13 protein-coding genes are annotated in these 18,482 nt (G+C 66.0%); 7 read left to right on the top strand and 6 right to left on the bottom strand.

The features are described from left to right. Positions 1 to 23 precede the first annotated feature (23 nt). The 5 genes from FL625_RS02480 to FL625_RS02460 all read right to left on the bottom strand — a co-directional run bounded on the left by FL625_RS02480 (position 24) and on the right by FL625_RS02460 (position 5,768). Positions 24 to 935 (bottom strand): ABC transporter permease, encoded by a 912-nt coding sequence (locus FL625_RS02480; RefSeq protein WP_149587034.1) that lies wholly within the window; start codon positions 933 to 935, stop codon positions 24 to 26. Further along, positions 928 to 1,935, bottom strand: coding sequence for an ABC transporter permease (locus FL625_RS02475; protein WP_149587033.1), 1,008 nt, complete (start codon positions 1,933 to 1,935; stop codon positions 928 to 930). Before FL625_RS02475 ends, FL625_RS02480 begins: the two co-directional genes overlap by 8 nt. Positions 1,936 to 2,003: 68 nt before the next feature. After that, entirely contained in the window at positions 2,004 to 3,707 is a 1,704-nt protein-coding gene (locus FL625_RS02470; RefSeq protein WP_149587032.1) for a peptide ABC transporter substrate-binding protein, read from the bottom strand. Continuing rightward, a complete protein-coding gene (locus FL625_RS02465; protein WP_149587031.1) occupies positions 3,704 to 4,753 on the bottom strand; it encodes an ABC transporter ATP-binding protein in 1,050 nt (349 codons plus the stop codon). Before FL625_RS02465 ends, FL625_RS02470 begins: the two co-directional genes overlap by 4 nt. After that, entirely contained in the window at positions 4,746 to 5,768 is a 1,023-nt protein-coding gene (locus tag FL625_RS02460) for an ABC transporter ATP-binding protein (RefSeq protein ID WP_149587030.1), read from the bottom strand. The genes FL625_RS02465 and FL625_RS02460 overlap by 8 nt, the downstream gene beginning before the upstream one ends. 250 nt (positions 5,769 to 6,018) lie before the next feature. On the opposite strand from FL625_RS02460, the gene argE reads away from it, so the two are divergent. Next, entirely contained in the window at positions 6,019 to 7,176 is a 1,158-nt protein-coding gene (argE, locus tag FL625_RS02455) for an acetylornithine deacetylase (RefSeq protein ID WP_149587029.1), read from the top strand. After that, positions 7,173 to 8,513, top strand: a complete 1,341-nt coding sequence (locus FL625_RS02450) for an NAD(P)/FAD-dependent oxidoreductase (protein ID WP_149587028.1) — start codon at positions 7,173 to 7,175, stop codon at positions 8,511 to 8,513. Before argE ends, FL625_RS02450 begins: the two co-directional genes overlap by 4 nt. Here the strand turns inward: FL625_RS02450 and FL625_RS02445 are convergent. Then, positions 8,510 to 8,707: a heavy-metal-associated domain-containing protein gene (locus FL625_RS02445; RefSeq protein ID WP_149587027.1), complete on the bottom strand. Its 198-nt coding sequence runs from the start codon at positions 8,705 to 8,707 to the stop codon at positions 8,510 to 8,512. The two genes, FL625_RS02450 and FL625_RS02445, sit on opposite strands and share 4 nt — an antisense overlap. 237 nt (positions 8,708 to 8,944) lie before the next feature. On the opposite strand from FL625_RS02445, the gene FL625_RS02440 reads away from it, so the two are divergent. From FL625_RS02440 to glgX, 5 genes are all read left to right on the top strand, one after another. Beyond that, complete coding sequence (locus tag FL625_RS02440; RefSeq protein WP_235019285.1) at positions 8,945 to 11,353, top strand: glycogen/starch/alpha-glucan phosphorylase; 2,409 nt, start codon at positions 8,945 to 8,947, stop codon at positions 11,351 to 11,353. A gap of 33 nt (positions 11,354 to 11,386) precedes the next feature. Beyond that, positions 11,387 to 13,558 (top strand): 1,4-alpha-glucan branching protein GlgB, encoded by a 2,172-nt coding sequence (glgB, locus tag FL625_RS02435; RefSeq protein ID WP_149587026.1) that lies wholly within the window; start codon positions 11,387 to 11,389, stop codon positions 13,556 to 13,558. Positions 13,559 to 13,598: 40 nt separating this feature from the next. Further along, positions 13,599 to 14,870: a glucose-1-phosphate adenylyltransferase gene (glgC, locus tag FL625_RS02430; protein ID WP_149587025.1), complete on the top strand. Its 1,272-nt coding sequence runs from the start codon at positions 13,599 to 13,601 to the stop codon at positions 14,868 to 14,870. A 63-nt stretch (positions 14,871 to 14,933) separates the two neighbouring features. After that, a complete protein-coding gene (gene glgA / locus FL625_RS02425) occupies positions 14,934 to 16,358 on the top strand; it encodes a glycogen synthase GlgA (protein WP_149587024.1) in 1,425 nt (474 codons plus the stop codon). After that, the gene (glgX, locus tag FL625_RS02420) at positions 16,355 to 18,481 is read left to right on the top strand and encodes a glycogen debranching protein GlgX (protein WP_268815754.1); all 2,127 of its coding nucleotides are present in this window, start codon (positions 16,355 to 16,357) and stop codon (positions 18,479 to 18,481) included. The genes glgA and glgX overlap by 4 nt, the downstream gene beginning before the upstream one ends. Position 18,482 lies beyond the last annotated feature (1 nt).

Below are 18,482 nucleotides of genomic sequence, written 5' to 3'. Positions count from 1 at the left end.
GAAGGTGACGACGAGCCGCAGCATCACCGACCACGGATGCGAGGGTCGAGCGCGTCACGCAATCCGTCGCCGATGTAGTTCACCGACAGCACGGTCAGCGAGATGGCCAGTCCGGGCCAGACCACGCGCTCGGGATAGACCTGCATGTATTGCAGACCATCGAACAACAGGCGCCCCCAGGTCGGGAAGTCGGGCGGGAAGCCGAGGCCGAGGAAGCTGAGCACGCTTTCCGTAATGATCGCCTCGGCCACGCCGAGCGTCGCCGCGACCATGACCGGCGAGACCACGTTCGGCAGGATGTGCCGCAGGATAATCCGGTTCGGCTTCGCCCCGATCGAGCGGGCGGCGAGCACATATTCGCGCTCTTTCAGCGTCAGTACCTCGCCGCGCACGATGCGCGCCGTGGCCATCCAGGACGTGATACCGATGGCAAACACGATGAGGGTGAAGGCGCCGAGCTCGGGGCCGATCATCCCGGCGATGCGGTCGCGGAACAGCATCACCATGACCAGCAGGAGCGGGATCAGCGGCAAGGCCAGGAACATGTCGGTCAGCCGCATCAACGGCCCGTCGAGTCGGCGGAAATAGCCAGCCAGGATGCCGATGAAGGTGCCGAAAACGATGGCGATCACCATGGCGACCAGGCCCACCGCCAGCGAGACCCGACCCGCCAGCAGCATCCGGGACAGCATGTCGCGTCCCAGCTGGTCGGTGCCGAGCGGAAAGCGCAGGGACGGCCCCTGGTTCTTCAGCTTGATCGCCTCGGCCACCGTCAGTTTTTCCGGCACCCAGAGATAGGGGCCGATCAGCACCGCAAGGATCAGGATTCCCAGGGTGATCAGCCCGAACAGGGCGCCCTTGTGCGTGCGGAACTGGTTCCAGATGTCGCGCAGCTGGCTCGACGGATTCGGCTGGGTGGCGCTGGCGTCAGTCATAGCGGATCCGCGGATCGAGGAGGCCGTAGAGGATGTCGGCGATCAGGTTGAAGAGCACGATCAGGACCGCGAAGATGAAGGCGAGCGTCTGCACCATCGGCAGGTCGTTGGCGTGGATCGCGCCGATCAGGGCCGCACCGATGCCGTTCACGCCGAACAGGTTTTCGGTGATGATCGCCCCGCCGAAGATCGCCGGGATACCGAGCGCGATCACCGTCACCACCGGGATCAGCGAGTTGCGCAGGACATGCTTCAGCACGACGGTGCGTTCGGACATGCCCTTGGCACGAGCTGTGCGGACATAGTCCATCCCCATGTTGTCCAGCATCGAGGACCGCATGTAGCGGCTGATCGCGGCGGCGTTGGCGAGGCCCAGGGTCATGACCGGCATGGCCATCTGCTTGATCTGCTTGACGAAACTCGCCCAGTCATTGACGACCAGCTGGGTGTCGTACTTGGTCGGGAACCAGCCCAGCCACACCGCGAAGACGATGATGAGCAGTGTGCCGGAAAAGAAGGTGGGCACCGAGAAGCCGATCATCGCGAACAGGGTCCCGGCCTGGTCGAACCAGGAATACTGCCGGTAGGCCGAATAGATACCGATCGGCACGGCAATCAGGATGCCGACCAGATAGGCGGTGCCGATCACGGTCAGTGTCTGGGGCAGGCGCTGGCCGATGATGGTGAAGACGGGGCTGCGCGACTGCCAGGACAGGATGCGCTGTTCACCTTCCGCAAGCGTCGTGCCGAACCAGCCGTCGATCAGGCTGGCAGGCTCGACCCAGAAGAACTGCCGCAGCCACAGGAAATAGCGCACGAAGACCGGCTGATCGGCCCCCAGCGCCTCGATCATCTTCTGCCGCACATCCGGCGGTACGGTCAGCGGGATCTCGGCCATGGGCGAGCCCGGGGCCAGATCGACCAGCAGGAAGATCACCAGGCTGATGACCAGCAGGGTCGGAATGGCCAACAGAAGCCTGCGAAGCGTGAAGGTGAGCATGCAGCTCTCGCATGACGGGAAGGAAGGAAGATGCGGGGCCGGATTGCTCCGGCCCCACCCGGGTCAAGTCACTTGACGCGGAACCAGTCCGCGACGTTCCACATCTCCGAGTCCCAGGCGTTGATCTGAACGCCGCCCAGGGTGTTGGAATGGGCCGACAGGGTGCCGCGGTGGACCAGCGGGATCACGATCATGGAGTCCTTCGTCACCATGTCGTTCAGCTTCTTGGCGATCTCCTGACGGGCCGCGAGGTCGGTCGTGGTCGCCATGGTTGCGTATAGCGCGTCGTATTCCGGGTTGCAGAAGCGGTTGATGTTCTCGCCCTGCCACTGGGTTTCCGGGGTCGGCGCATTCTTGCACTGGTACTGGCCCAGATAGCTTTCCGGGTCAGGGCTTTCCGAGTTGTTGGCATACATCTCGATGTCTGCGTAGAACTTCTGGAAGGTGTCCGGCGAGCCCGGATCGCCGCCGAAGAACACGCCCGGGTCGATGGCCTTCAGTTCCACCTCGACCCCCAGTTCCGTCCACCAGTCCTTGATCAGCGCCTGGAAGTCCTGGCGGATCGGGTTGACGGTGGTCTGGTACAGAAGCTTCAGCTTCTTGCCGTCCTTGTCCCGCACGCCGTCGCCGTCGCTGTCCTTCCAGCCGGCTTCGTCCAGCAGAGCCTTTGCACCTTCCATGTCCTGGGCGATGCAGCCGTCATTGTCCGAGGCCCAGCCTTCCGGCCCGGGGATCACGTTGCAGGTCGGCTTGCCGCCGGCTCCATAGCCGACTTCGACCAGGATCGAGCGGTCGATGGCCTTGGACAGCGCCGTGCGCACGCGGATGTCCGACAGGATCGGGTGCGGGTGCTTCGCGGTGGAACGCTCGCCTTCCGGCAGAGCCGGGTCGGGGTCGGTGGTGTTGGTTTCCAGCCGCTCGACCAGCGTGCCGAAGGCGACCACGAACTGGCCCTTGCCGGCGGCCAGCATCGAGGCCTGGGTGTCCGGCGGGATCTGGGTGTTCCAGGCATAGTCGAACTCGCCCGTCTCCATCACGGCGCGGGCCGAGCCCTCAGCATCGCCGCCGCCCTTGATGACGGCGGTCGCGAAAGCCGGCTTGGCCGGATCACGGTAGTTCTCGTTCGCAGCCAAGGTCACCGTGTCATTCACCGTGAAGCCGGTGACCTTGAACGGCCCGGTGCCGATCGGCATGTTGTTGGCGTCGGTGCAGGTGGGGGCAGCGGCGCCGAGGCAGGCCTCGAACTGCTTTTTCTGCAGGATGGGCGACAGCGCGCTGACGAAGGCGGTGTAGGGGTTCGCCTTCGGGCCGTTGAAGGTGACCTTGATGGTCTGGGGATCGACGGCCTCCACCGAGGCGACGCCCTCGTATTTCGTGGCCTGGCTGCAACCGCCTTCCGGATGGGTGCAATATTGCCAGGTGAACACGGCGTCATCTGCCGTCACCGGGGTGCCATCCGACCATTTCAGGTCGGGCAGGAGCTTCCAGGTTATCGAGGTCCGGTCCTCGGAAATGCCGCCATTTTCCAGCGTCGGGATTTCCGTGACCAGTTTCGGGATCAGAACGCCGTTGGGGTCCAGACCGGCCAGCGGCTCCAGCACCATCGAGGAGGCATAGATGTCCTTGGTCCCGCCCGACAGGTAGGGGTTCATGATCGACACGGCCTGCGGGAAGGTGAGTTTCACCTCGCCGTCGGTGCCGCGTTCGGCAAAGGCCGCGGGGGCAATGCCCAGCACGGCAACGGCGCCCATAAGGGCGGCTCTCAGTTTCATCGCGTCTCTCCTTGTTGGTTACGCTCGTTTGCCTCGGGCGCGCCGGTTGATCCGGCGGCAGATGTATAGAGATGGCAGGCGACCATGCGGCCCGGCTCGACCTCGGCAAGGTCGGGCTTCACGGTCTTGCAGATGTCCATGACCTTCGGGCAGCGGGTGCAGAAGTTGCAGCCCTTCGGCGGGTTCGCCGGCGAGGGCACGTCGCCCTTCAGGATGATGCGCTTTCGGCGGGCGGCGAGCTCGGGGTCCGGCTCGTTCACGGCAGACAGAAGCGCCTCGGCGTAGGGATGCAGGGGTCGGGCGTAGAGATCTTTCGAGGGAGACAACTCTGCGATCCGGCCCAGATACATCACTGCGACCCGCTGCGCGAGGTGGCGGACCATCGAAAGGTCGTGGCTGATGAACAGGTAGGTCAGCCCCAGTTTTTCCTGCAGGTCTTCCAGCAGGTTGACCACCTGGGCCTGGATCGAGACATCGAGCGCGGCGATGGGTTCGTCGCAGACGATGAAACGGGGCTTCAGGGCCAGCGCCCGCGCGATGCCGATCCGCTGACGCTGCCCTCCAGAAAACTCGTGCGGGAAGCGGTTCACGAAGCGGCGGTTCAGGCCGACCTGATCCATCAGCTCGTAAACCCGTTCCAGCTTCTGCGCCCGCGACCAGTCGGTGTGTTCGTCCAGGGGTTCGCTGACGATCTCGGCCAGGGTCATGCGGGGATTGAGGCTGGCCTGCGGGTCCTGGAAGACCATCTGCATGGTCGGCCGCTTCTTCCGCAGGGCTTCGGGTGGCAGGCTGGCGACATCGTCGCCATCGATGATGACCTGGCCCGCAGTCGGCTCGTAGAGCCGCAGCATGGCCCGGCCGACGGTGGATTTGCCGCAGCCGGATTCCCCGACCAACCCGAGCGTCTGCCCCGGAAGGATCTGGAAGGACACGCCATCGACCGCCTTCACGTCCCCGACATGCCTGCGGAAGATCCCGGCGTAGATCGGGAAATGCATCTTCAGGTCGCGGACCTGAACCAGGGGCGCCGGTCCTGCATCAAGCATCGGCTGCCTCCCGTCCTGCGGGCGCATGCCAGTGGCAGGCGACATCGTGGCCCCGTCCGATCGGAAGCCCGTCCACGGCCCGACGCGACGGGTTCACCGCGTCGCAGGCGTCGTGCCGGAACTCGCAGCGGGCACGGAACGGGCAGGCCGTCAGCGGCGCGGTCAGGATCGGCGGCTGGCCCTCGATCACCTTCAGCCGCGCCTCGCGGTCCCCCGTAATGCGGGGAATGGTCTGCAACAGGGCCCGGGTGTAGGGGTGCTGCGGGTTTGCGAACAGTTCGCGCACCGGTGCCTGCTCGACGATCTGGCCGCCATACATCACCATGACCCGGTCGGCGATACCGGCAATGACGCCAAGGTCATGCGTGATCCAGACGATCGCCATCCCCAGCTTCTGTCTCAGCTCGCGCACCAGTTCCAGGATCTGCGCCTGGATCGTCACGTCCAGCGCCGTGGTGGGTTCGTCGGCGATCAGCACGTCGGGGTCGCAGGCCAGCGCGATGGCAATCATCACCCGCTGGCGCATGCCGCCGGAAAACTGGTGCGGATACTGGTACAGCCGGTTGCGCGCATCCGGGATGCCGACCAGTTCAAGAAGCTCGACGGCCCGCGCCTCGGCCTGGGGCTTCGTCATCTTCATGTGCTTGATCAGCGGCTCCATGATCTGGTTGCCCAGCGTGAAGACCGGATTGAGGCTGGTCATCGGATCCTGGAACACGAAGCCGACCTTCGCCCCCCGAACCGTGCGCAACTCGTCGTCGCTCATCGCCAGGAGGTCGCGCCCGTTCAGCATCGCCTGACCGCCGCGGATCTCGGCCGGGGGCATCGGCAGAAGCCGCAGGAGCGACATCATCGTCACGGACTTGCCCGAGCCGCTTTCGCCCACGACACCCAGCAGCTCTCCCCGGCGCAGGTGAAAGCTGACGTCGTTCACGGCATGAATCTCGCCACCGCGGGTGCGGAAAACGGTCTTTAGGCCCCTGACTTCAAGGACGGACGCGGCCGGTTCGGCCATTCAATACTCCCCGCGACGTTCTTAGGTCTTGTTATTGTTGACTGTTTCTTCAGCCTTGCAGCTTATGGTTGTCGTCGTGCCGTCAACTCTTTCCGATTCTCGGCCTTCTATCAATCCCGTTTCGATGCGCGATTCCAGACCGTTCGTCTGGCAGAATGACTGAACCTTGCGTCACTTCGCCAGATATTGACTTGGCCCAAACCCACCGACAGGCTGGCCACCAGATCTAGTCGAGGCAAGGAAAATCGCGATGACCAAGCTGACGCCGCGTCAGATTCTGGATCAGTTGGTCAGTTTTCCGACCGTCAGCCGCGATTCGAACCTTGCGCTGGTCGAGTGGCTGGAAAGCTACCTCGCCGGCCACGGGGTCCGCTGCTTTCGGCACTGGAACGAGGATCGCACGAAAGCGGCGCTGATCGCCCATTCCGGCCCCTGGGTTCCGGGGGCGGTGGTGCTGTCCGGCCATTCCGACGTCGTGCCCGTGGACGGGCAGGACTGGACCTCGGATCCCTGGACGGTGGTCGAGCGTGATGGGCGGCTTTATGGACGCGGGACCTGCGACATGAAGGGCTTCGTGGCGCTGGCGGTCTGGGCGGTAGTCGAGGCGCAGGCGCGGGGCGTGGCGCGGCCCCTGCAACTGGCGCTGTCCTATGACGAGGAAGTGGGCTGCACCGGCGCCCCGCCGATGATCGAGACGATGCAGCAGGTCGTGCCGAAGGGCGACATCGCGCTGATCGGCGAGCCGTCCGGGATGAAGGTCATCACCGGACACAAGGGCGGCACGGGCTATGCGGTGCATGTGAAGGGCTACGAGGTCCATTCCTCGCTGCTGCCCGAGGGGGTTTCGGCGGTGATGGAGGCCGCACGGCTGATCCAGTGGGTGAACGACCGCAATGACGCGATCCAGGCGCGGACGCCGGGGGCGGTGGGCGCGCGGTTCCATCCGCCCTTCACCACTTTGCATGTCGGTCGCATCCAGGGAGGAACGGCGGACAACATCACGGCGGCAGACTGCCGCTTTGCCGTGGAAATGCGCTGCGTGCCGGATGACGACATCGCGGCCCACGCCGGCGCGTTCCGTGACGCTGCGATGGAACTGGACCGGGCGCTGAAGGCGAGGCGCCCCGAGGCGGGCGTGCGCCTCGACAAGTTCTTCGACGTCTCGCCCCTGCGGCCCGAGGCGGACGGAGCGGCCGAGGCCCTCGCCCGTGTCCTGACCGGGGACAATGCGACGGGGGTCGTGTCCTATGGGACGGAAGCCGGGCAGTTCCAGGATGCGGGCTATTCGGCGGTGGTGATCGGCCCGGGCGACATCGCCCAGGCGCATCAGGCCGACGAATACCTGGAGGTCAGCCAGTTCGAGGCGGGCCAGCGGTTCATGGAGCGGCTTCTGGAGCGCTGCGCATGAGCTTTCCGATCTCCGAAGCCTCGCCGGTCCGGTTCAACGCGCCCTTGCACGCGCGGGCCGATGTGGTGGTGGTGGGCGGCGGCGTCATCGGGGTGATGACGGCCTGGCACCTCGCCGAACGGGGCCTGTCGGTCGTGGTCTGCGAGAAGGGCCGGATCGCCGGGGAGCAGTCGGGACGCAACTGGGGATGGGTCCGCCAGCAGGGCAGGGACCCGGGCGAGTTGCCGATCATGGTGGAAAGCCTGTCGATCTGGAAACGGCTTGCGGCGGAGATGGGCGACGGGCTCGGGTTCCGGCAGACCGGTGTCCTGTATCTGGCGAAGACCGAGCGTGAGATCGCAGGCTTCGAGGCCTGGACCGAACATTCCCGCGCACATCAGCTGGACACGCGCCTTCTGACCGCCGCCGAGACGATGGCGATGCTGAAGGGCGCGGTCGCGCCGTGGAAGGGCGCGCTGTGGACGGCCTCGGACGCGCGGGCCGAGCCATGGGTCGCGGTCCCGGCGCTGGCGGTGGTGGCCGAGGAGAAGGGCGTTTTGATCCGCGAGGCTTGCGCGGTCAGGGGGCTGGACCTGGCGGCCGGACGCGTGGCGGGCGTGGTGACGGAAGTGGGCCGGATCGCCTGCGACCATGTGGTCGTGGCCGCCGGTGCCTGGTCGCGGCTGTTCCTCGGTCAGCATGGGATCACGATTCCCCAGCTGTCGGTGCTGGCCTCGGTCGCGGCGACCGAACCGATGCCGGAGATCTTTCCGGGCAATGCGGCGGACGACGACTTTGCCTTCCGCCGACGCGCGGACGGGGGCTATTCGATCGCCCCGGGCGCGCGACACGATTTCTTCATCGGCAAGGACGCCTTCCGCAGCTTCGGCGTCTATCTGCCTGTACTGAAAAAGGATTTCCGGTCCACGAACTTCCGGCTGGCCGCCCCGAAGGGCTTCCCCGACGCCTGGGGCACGCCGCGCCGCTGGGCGATGGACGCGCCCAGCCCCTTCGAGCGGCAGCGCGTGCTGAACCCCGCGCCGAACGTGGGCACCTTGGCCGAGGTGCAGGACAGTTTCGCCAGGGCCTTCCCCTCGCTCGGACGGCCGAAACTGAAGGTGGCCTGGGCAGGAATGATCGACAGCCTGCCGGACGTGGTGCCCATCGTGGACCACGCGCCGATCCCGGGCCTGACCATCGCCACGGGGATGAGCGGGCACGGCTTCGGCATCGGGCCGGGCATGGGGCGCGTGGTGGCGGACCTGGTGACGGGGCGGCCCGTGGGCCATGACTTGAAGCGCTTCCGCCTGTCGCGCTTCAGCGACGGCAGCCGGATCGTGCCGGGTCCGAGCCTCTAGGCGACGGTCGCCGGATAGCCCGCCGCCTCCAGCGCCCTGAGCAGCTCGGAGGTCAGCGCCGGGCCGGAGACATCGACCTTGCGGGCGGCAAGATCGACCTTGACCTCGCCCGCCTGCGGGACTGCGGCAAGGGCGGTCTCGATGGCAGCCTTGCAATGGCCGCAGCTCATGTCGGGAACGAAGAATGTGGTCATGGTCAGATCCTCTCTGCCCTGCATAGGGGGGCAGCCCGCCCGCCGCGTCAAGGGCTTGCATCGCAGCTGCGACATCCCGGCCGATCTGCCGCAAAATTCGTCGAATCAGATTTCCAAACCGCTTTCAATCACCTAAATTGACCTGATGTTTGCGGTAACAGAGTGTTTCGACCCGCCGTCCCCGAATGCCCGCTTGACCGCCGTCCCGCGGCGCTTAGGCTTCTCAGGGAGAAGACCTTGCTGGATAGACCCGTGACCGACCTGAGCGTGACCCCGAACCTTCTGCAGGCCGACATCCTGCGCCACCTGACCTTTACGGTGGGCAAGGATGCGCCGCATGCCAGCGTGCATGACTGGCGCCTGGCGCTGAGCCACGCGATCCGCGACCGGATTGTCGAACCCTGGTTCGCCTCGACCCGCCGCACCTGGGCCGAGGACCGCAAGCGCGTCTACTACCTGTCGATGGAATTCCTGATCGGGCGCCTGCTGGAGGACGCGACGATCAACCTTGGCCTTTACGATGCGGCGAACGAGGCGATGGCGGCGGTGGGCGTGGACCTGCGCGCGGTGATCGACGACGAGCCCGACGCGGCGCTGGGGAACGGGGGCCTCGGGCGGCTGGCGGCCTGTTTCATGGAGTCGATGGCGACGCTGGGTTGCCCGGCCTATGGCTATGGCATCCGTTACGAACACGGCCTCTTCCGCCAGCACTTCGACCATGGTCGCCAGATCGAGACGCCGGAGAATTGGCTCGCGCAGGCCCACCCCTGGGAATTCGCGCGGCCCGAAAGCGCCTACACGATCGGATTCAAGGGCCATGTCGAAAGCCGCGACGGCCGCGAGATCTGGTATCCGCACGAAACCGTGACGGCCGAGGCCTTCGATACCCCGGTCATCGGCTGGCAGGGCAAATGGGCCAACACGCTGCGGCTCTGGGGCGCGAAGGGGACGACCAACTTCGACCTCGAACGCTTCAACCGGGGCGACTATACGGCGGCGGCCGAACCCGAGACGCTGGCGCGGACCCTGTCCCGGGTGCTTTACCCTGACGACACCACCTATCAGGGCAAGGAGTTGCGGCTGAAGCAGGAATTCTTCCTGACCTCGGCCGCGCTGCAGGACATCCTGCGCCGCTATCTCTCCAACCATTCCGACCTGCGCGCGCTGCCGAGGCATGTGGCGATCCAGATGAACGACACCCACCCGGCCATTGCCGGGCCGGAGCTGATCCGGCTTCTGTCGGACGACCACGGGCTGCCCTTCGACGAGGCGCTGACCATCGCGCGGGCCTGCCTGGGCTACACCAACCATACCCTGCTGCCCGAGGCTCTGGAACGCTGGGCGACCTACACCTTCGGCACCGTCCTGCCGCGCCACATGCAGATCGTGGAGCGGATCGACAGCTGGCACCGCCGCGCCTATCCGAACCGCCCGCATTATGTGGGCATCGTCAAGCACCAGGAAGTGCGGATGGGCGAGCTGGCCTTCATCATGAGCCACAAGGTCAACGGCGTCTCGGCGCTGCACACCGACCTGGTGAAGAAGACCCTGTTCCCGGAACTGAACGGCCTGCATCCCGGTCGGATCGTCAACCAGACGAACGGCGTCACGCCGCGCCGCTGGCTGCGGATGGCGAACCGGCCCCTGTCGGCGCTGATTACCGACACGATCGGCGCGGGCTGGGAGGCGGACCTCGACCGCCTGCGCGAACTGGAGCCGCATGTCGCAGACAAGGGCTTCCGCGACCGGTTCGCCGCTGCCAAGCGCCAGAACAAGGTGGCTCTGTCGAACTGGATCGGCCGCGAGATGGGGGTTCAGGTCTCGCCCGATGCGCTGTTCGACGTGCAGGTCAAGCGCATCCACGAATACAAGCGCCAGCTTCTGAACATCCTACAGACCATTGCGCACTGGCACCGGCTGCGCTCGGACCCGAAGGGACCTTGGGTGCCGCGGGTGAAGATCTTCGGCGGCAAGGCCGCGCCCGGCTATGTGGTGGCAAAGGAAATAATCCGCCTTATCAATGACGTGGCCGAGGTTGTTAACAATGACCCGGTGACCGGCGATCTGCTGAAGATCGTCTATCCGCCGAACTACAACGTGACGATGGCCGAACGGGTGATCCCGGCCGCCGACCTGTCCGAGCAGATCTCGACCGCCGGCAAGGAGGCCTCGGGCACCGGCAACATGAAGTTCATGATGAACGGCGCCCCGACCATCGGCACGCTGGACGGGGCGAACGTGGAAATCCTGCAGGAAGTGGGGGCCGAGAACTTCTTCCTCTTCGGGCTGACGGCCGAGGAGGTCCAGAAGCGGCGCGAAGACCCCGAGCATGCGAAGAAGGCGATCGAGGCCAGCCAGCCCCTGATGGATGTCCTCCAGATGATCGCCGAGGGCCGTTTCTCGCCCGACGAACCGGGGCGCTATCACGGCCTGGTCCATGGCATGTGGCATTCGGACTACTTCCTCGTCGCCTCGGATTTCGCGGCCTATCACGCGGCCCAGGGCGAGGTGGACAAGGCCTATCTGGATCCGGACCGCTGGTGGCGGATGGCGGCGATGAATACGGCGCGGAGCGGGTTCTTCTCCTCGGACCGGACCATCCGCGGCTACATGGACGAGATTTGGCAGGCAACATCGGCGCTGTAAGGCGCCGTCCGGCAGGCTTTCGGGGAGGAGAGCATGGCTGAGACGACACTCGACAGGGGCGCGGCCGAGGCGATTGCCGGGGGCTGGCATGGCGATCCCTTCGCAGTCCTCGGGCCGCACAAGGTGGCGAAGGGCTGGGAGATACGAGCCTTCGTGCCGGGGGCGGACCGGCTTTGGGTCGTCAGCGGAAAGACGGTGGCCGAGGCGGTGCCCTATCCGGGACTGCCGGGGCTGTTCACGCACCAGATGGCGCGGAAGACCAACTACAGGTTCCGCGCGGAAGGCCATGGCAACACATGGGAATTCGAGGACCCCTATCGCTTTGGCCCGGTCCTGGGCGAGATGGACGAATACCTTCTTGGCGAGGGCTCCCACCGCCGCCTGTGGCAGGCGCTTGGCGCTCATGTGATGACGCATGAAGGTGTGGAGGGCGTGCATTTCGCGGTATGGGCGCCCAACGCGGAACGAGTCTCGGTTGTGGGCGACTTCAACGTCTGGGACGGGCGCCGGAACCCGATGCGGCGGCGCGGCGGCACCGGGGTCTGGGAGATCTTCATGCCCGGCCTGACCGAGGGCACGGCCTACAAGTACGAGATCAAGGGGCCGGGCGGCGCGGTGATGCCGCTGAAGGCCGATCCGGTGGGATTCGGGTCTGAACATCCACCGGCAAATGCCTCTGTCGTCAGGACGATTCGCGGCGACTGGCATGACGGAGCCTGGATGGAGACCCGGGCGGCACGGCACACAATCGATGCGCCGATCAGCATTTACGAGGTGCATCTGGGCTCCTGGCGCCGCGCGCCCGGCGACCGGATGCTGAGCTACCTCGAACTTGCCGAGCAGCTGGTGGACTATGCCGCCGACATGGGCTTCACCCACATCGAATGCCTCCCGGTCAGCGAATACCCCTTCGACGGGTCCTGGGGCTATCAGCCGGTGGGCCTTTTCGCGCCGACGATCCGGCACGGCACACCGTCCGAGTTTCGCGCCTTCGTCGATGCGGCGCACCGCAAGGGGCTGGGGGTCATTCTCGACTGGGTGCCCGGTCATTTCCCGACCGATGCGCATGGCCTTGGCCGCTTCGACGGCACCGCGCTTTACGAACACCAGGACCCGCGCGAGGGGTTCCACCAGGACTGGAACACGCTGATCTACAACTACGGCCGGGTCGAGGTGAAGAACTACCTTGTCTCCAACGCCCTCTATTGGCTCGAGGAATACCACGCCGACGGGCTGCGCGTGGATGCGGTGGCCTCGATGCTCTACCGCGACTATTCGCGCAAGCACGGCGAGTGGATCCCGAACAAGGACGGTGGTCGCGAGAATTACGAGGCGATCGACGTCCTGCGCAGCATGAACATCACCGCCTACGGGGAATGCCCCGGCATCATGACGGTGGCCGAGGAATCGACGGCCTTTCCCGGCGTGTCACGGCCGGCGAACTGGGGCGGCCTGGGGTTCGGCTTCAAGTGGAACATGGGCTGGATGAACGACACCCTCAGCTACATGCAGAAGGACCCGATCTACCGGAAATACCACCACCACCAGATGACCTTCGGCCTGGTCTATGCCTGGTCGGAAAACTACATCCTGCCGATCTCCCACGACGAGGTGGTGCACGGCAAGGGCAGCATGCTGGCCAAGATGCCGGGCAATGGCTGGGAAAAGTTCGCCAACCTTCGGGCCTATTACGGCTTCATGTGGGCGCATCCGGGCAAGAAGCTTCTGTTCATGGGGCAGGAGTTCGCGCAAGGCGCCGAGTGGAACCACAACCAGAGCCTCGACTGGCATCAGCTTGATATCGCTGAACATCGCGGCATGCAGCGGCTGGTGCGCGACCTGAACCGCGTCTACCGCGAGACGCGCGCGCTGCATGTGAACGACACGCGGCCAGAGGGGTTCGCCTGGATCGAATCGAATGATGCCGAGGCCAGCGTCTATGCCTGGATCCGCAAGGGCAACGCCGGCGACAAGCCGGTCGTGGCGGTGGTGAACATGACCCCGCTGGAACGGCAGTACCGGCTTGGCCTGCCCGCAGCGGGCAAATGGAACGAGATCCTGAACACCGATGCGGAAATCTACGGCGGGGGCAACCGCGGTAACCTGGGAGGGGTGACCACGGAAAAGACACCATGGCATGGCCAGACGCAGTCGGCGCTTGTCACGCTGCCGCCCTTGTCGGCAGTCTATCTGCAACAGGACTGAAACTCAGGCGGCAATGTCCGCCCATCCGGGGAGGGATGCGATGAAACCGAGACCGAACCAGCGGCTGTCCTCACAGGCCATGGCCTTCGTCCTGGCGGGGGGGCGCGGCAGCCGGTTGAAGGAACTGACCGACCGGCGCGCAAAGCCTGCGGTCTATTTCGGTGGCAAGACCCGGATCATCGACTTCGCGCTGTCGAATGCGTTGAACTCGGGCATCCGCAAGATGGCGATTGCCACGCAATACAAGGCGCACAGTCTGATCCGGCATTGCCAGCGCGGCTGGAACTTCTTCCGGGCCGAGCGCAACGAATATCTGGACATCCTTCCCGCAAGCCAGCGGATGGACGAGGTGAACTGGTATCGCGGCACGGCGGACGCCATCGCGCAGAACATCGACATCATCGACAGCTACGGCGTGAAGTATGTAATCGTCCTGGCCGGCGACCACATCTACAAGATGGATTACGAGGTGATGCTGCGCCAACACGTCGAGGCAGGGGCGGACGTGACAATCGGCTGTCTGACCGTGCCGCGCAAGGAGGCCTCGGCCTTCGGGGTGATGCATGTGGACAAGACCATGCGGATCACCGATTTCCTGGAAAAGCCGAAGGACCCTCCTGCCATCCCGGGCGACCCCGATCACGCTCTTGCCAGCATGGGGATCTACGTCTTCGACTGGGCCTTCCTGCGCGACCTCCTGATCCGCGACATGCAGGACGACAATTCGACACATGACTTCGGCTTCGACCTGATCCCGAACATCGTCAAGAACGGCAAGGCGGTCGCGCACAGGTTCGCGGACAGCTGCGTGACCTCGGGCCTCGAGACGGAGCCCTACTGGCGCGACGTGGGAACGATCGATGCCTTCTGGCAGGCAAACATCGACCTGACCGATTTCGTCCCGAAGCTGGACCTTTACGACAACGCCTGGCCGATCTGGACCTATGCCGAGATCGTGCCGCCAGCCAAGTTCATCCATGACGAAGACGGCAGGCGTGGCAGCGCGGTGTCCTCGCTGGTCTCGGGCGATTGCATCGTGTCCGGCTCGGCGGTGTCGAACAGCCTCTTGTTCACCGGCTGCCGGACGCACAGCTATTCGACGCTGGAATATGTCGTGGCCCTGCCGCAGGTGGTGGTCAACCGGAAGGCCCAGCTGAAGAACTGCGTGATCGACCGCGGCGTCGTCATTCCCGAGGGCCTGGTGGTCGGCGAGGATCCCGAGGAGGATGCGAAGTGGTTCCGCCGGTCCGAGGGCGGGATCGTGCTGATTACCCAGGACATGCTGGACGCCCGAGCCAGGGCGCTTGGCTGAAGGCTGGACGCGGCGCACAAGCCCGGTTAACTTCGGTCGGGAAGCTCTTGAAAGGCAAGGGAAATGGGCGGACGTGTCCTGTCGGTGGCCTCGGAATGTGTCCCGCTGGTGAAAACCGGCGGGCTGGCGGACGTGGTGGGTGCCTTGCCGTCCGCCCTTGCCGCGACCGGCTGGGAGATGCGGGTGCTGCTGCCCGCTTACCGCGCGCTCCGCGCGAGGGCCGCGGATTGGTCCGTGGTCTGGCAGGAGCCGGATCTCTGGGGCGGCCCCGGTCGTGTCCTGGCCGGAGAGGTGGCGGGCGTGCCGCTGCTGCTTCTCGACGCGCCGCACCTCTATGACCGCGAGGGCGGGCCATACACCGGCCCGACCGGCGACCATCCGGACAACGCGGTGCGCTTTGCGGCTTTGTCCTGGGTCGGCGCCCGCATCGCGCGCGAGGGGCTGGCGGACTGGAAGCCCGACATCCTGCACGCGCACGACTGGCAGGCAGGTCTCGCGCCGGCCTATCTGGCCTATCACGGCACGGGCGGGGTCAAGTCCGTGATGACCGTGCACAACATCGCCTTCCAGGGCTGGGCACCGGCGCACATGCTGGGTGTCCTCCGCCTGCCGGGTCATGCCTTCCACGCCGAGGCGCTGGAATACTACGGCGGCATCTCCAGCCTGAAGGCCGGGCTGGTGACGGCGGACTGGATCACCACCGTCTCGCCGACCTATGCGGCCGAGCTGATGCGGCCCGAATTCGGCATGGGCCTGCAAGGCGTCATCGCGGCGCGGGGGCCGGTGGTCTCGGGCATCCTGAACGGGGTCGATACAGCCCTATGGGATCCCGGCTCCGAGGATCCGCCCTTCGGGCCGAAGGCGATGGCCGGCAAGGCCGCGGCGCGCCAAAGGATCTGCGCCGAGTTCGGGCTGGAGGTGCCGGGTCCCCTGGCGATCGTGGTCAGCCGGCTGACCGACCAGAAGGGCATCGACCTGCTGCCCGAGGTCGTGCCGGATTTCGTGCTGGGCGGCGGCGGGCTGATCGTGCTCGGATCGGGCGACCCGGCGCTGGAAGGGGCGATGCGCCATCTGGCCGACCGCTTCCCAGGCCGGGTAGCCACGCGGATCGGCTATGACGAGGCGCTGAGCCATCGTCTGTTCGCGGGGGCGGATGCCGTTCTGGTGCCCTCGCGCTTCGAGCCCTGCGGCCTGACCCAGATGTACGGGCTGCGCTATGGCACGCTGCCGGTCGTCTCGCTGGTCGGCGGGCTGGCCGATACCGTGATCGGCGCCAGCCCGGCCGCGCTGGCCAAGCCGGTTGCCACCGGGATCACCTTTCATCCCGTCGATGCGCTGGCCTTCGGCCGGGCGCTGGCGCAGCTTCTGGATCTTTACCGCCAGCCGAAGCTCTGGGCGAAGCTGAGGGCCAATGCCATGGCGCAGCCGGTGGGCTGGGAAGCCTCGGCCCGCGACTATGCCGGGCTTTACGAAAGGCTTGCGCAGTGACAGCGCAGACCGTCTCGCCGCCCGCGCGGCTTCAGGGCCATGCCGTCGCGCCCGGCCGGCCCTGGCCGATGGGCGCAAGCCTGACCGGCGACGGGGTGAACTTCGCGGTCTTTTCTGCCCATGCGGAGCGGATCGAGCTGTGTCTCTTCACCCCCGACGGCCGCAAGGAACTGGCGCGGCTACCGATCACCGAACGCGACGGTGACATCTGGCATATCGAGGTCTGCGGGCTGACGGTCGGCGCGGTCTATGGTTTTCGCGCCTACGGACCCTATGCGCCAGAGCAGGGCCACCGCTTCAACCCCCACAAGCTGCTGCTGGACCCCTATGCCCGCGCGCTGGAGGGGCGGTTGAAGTGGTCCGACGCGCTGATGGGCTACAGGATCGGCTCGCCGCGCGGCGACCTCAGCTTCGATACCCGCGACAGCGCCTTTGCCGTGCCCAAGGCCGTGGTGACCGATCCCTCCTTCACCTGGGGCAACGACCAGCCGCCGCGCACGCCGCGCTGCGAGACGCTGATCTACGAGGCGCATGTCAAGTCGATGACCGCGCTGCATCCTGGGGTGGACAAGGGCCTGCGTGGCACCTACTTGGGCCTGTCGTGCGACCCGGTGATCGACCATCTCCAGAAGCTCGGCGTCACCGCGATCGAGCTTCTGCCGGTGCAGTCCTTCATCGACGACCGCTTCCTGGTCTCCCGCGGCCTGCGCAACCACTGGGGCTACAACACCCTGTGCTTCTTCGCTCCCGAGCCCCGCTACATGAGCCAGGGCGCGCTGTGGGAAGTGCAGACCATGGTGCGCCGCTTCCACGCGGCAGGGATCGAGGTGATCCTCGACGTGGTCTACAACCATACGGCGGAAGGCGACGAATGGGGCCCGACGCTCAGCTACCGGGGGCTCGACAATGCCAGCTATTATCGCCTGGCCGGTGGCGGTCGGCACTATGTCAACGACGCGGGCACGGGCAACACGCTGAACCTGACCCATCCGATGGTGCTGCGGATGGTGATGGACAGCTTGCGCTACTGGGTCGAAGCCGTGCACGTCGATGGCTTCCGCTTCGACCTTGCCACCACGCTGGGGCGCGAGGCGCATGGTTTCGACCCGAACGGCGGCTTCTTCGACGCGATCCGCCAGGATCCGGTCCTTTCCCGCGTCAAGCTGATCGCCGAACCCTGGGACCTCGGCCCGGGCGGCTATCAGCTCGGGGCCTATCCGCACCCGTTCCACGAGTGGAACGACCGTTTCCGCGATGGGGTGCGGCGGTTCTGGAAGGGGGATGCGGGGCTGACCCGCGACCTTGCCGCGCGGCTTCTGGGCAGCGCCGAACGCTTCGACCACTCTGGGCGCGCGGCCACATCCTCGATCAACTATGTCACCAGCCATGACGGTTTCACGCTGGAGGATCTGGTCAGCTACACCGTCAAGCGCAACTTCGCCAATGGCGAGGACAACCGCGACGGCCACCACGAGAACCATTCCGACAACCTGGGAGTCGAGGGCCCGACGAAAGACGCCACGGTCCTGGCCGCCCGCGCCCTGCGCAAACGCAACCTTCTGGCCACGCTTTTCCTGTCGCAGGGTGTGCCGATGCTGCTGGCCGGCGACGAGATCGGACACAGCCAGGGCGGCAACAACAATGCCTATGCCCAGGACAACGAGATCTCCTGGCTGGACTGGACGAAAGCCGATGCCGACCTTCTGACCTTCGTCCGGCGGCTTTCCGCCCTGCGTCGGGCGCTTCCGGTCCTGCGCCAGCGCCGCTTCCTGCACGCGCGCCCGCGCCTGTCGGACGGGCTGCCGGACGTGATCTGGCGCCGGGCGAACGGCACCGTGCCGCAGTCCGAGGAATGGCATGACCCGGCCTTCCGGTGCCTATGCGTCGAACTGCGGATGCAGGCCGAGGGCGGCGACCCGAACCCCGAGGCGGTCTTTGCCGTGTTCAACACCGGCGCCGCCACCCCCCTGCATCTGCCGGAAACCGCGCCCGCCTGGCACCTCCTGCTCGACACCACCCGCCCCGACCTGCCCGAAGAGGGTATTCCGGCCGCCGATTTTGCCGAGGCGCCGGCCCAGTCCGTGCTGCTCTTCCGCTCTGTCACCCAGCCTGCCAAGGGATGAT

It is taken from the genome of Tabrizicola flagellatus (assembly GCF_008271465.1).
Taxonomy (GTDB): Bacteria; Pseudomonadota; Alphaproteobacteria; order Rhodobacterales; family Rhodobacteraceae; genus Tabrizicola; species Tabrizicola flagellata.
This window is presented reverse-complemented; position numbering and strand designations above follow the sequence as displayed.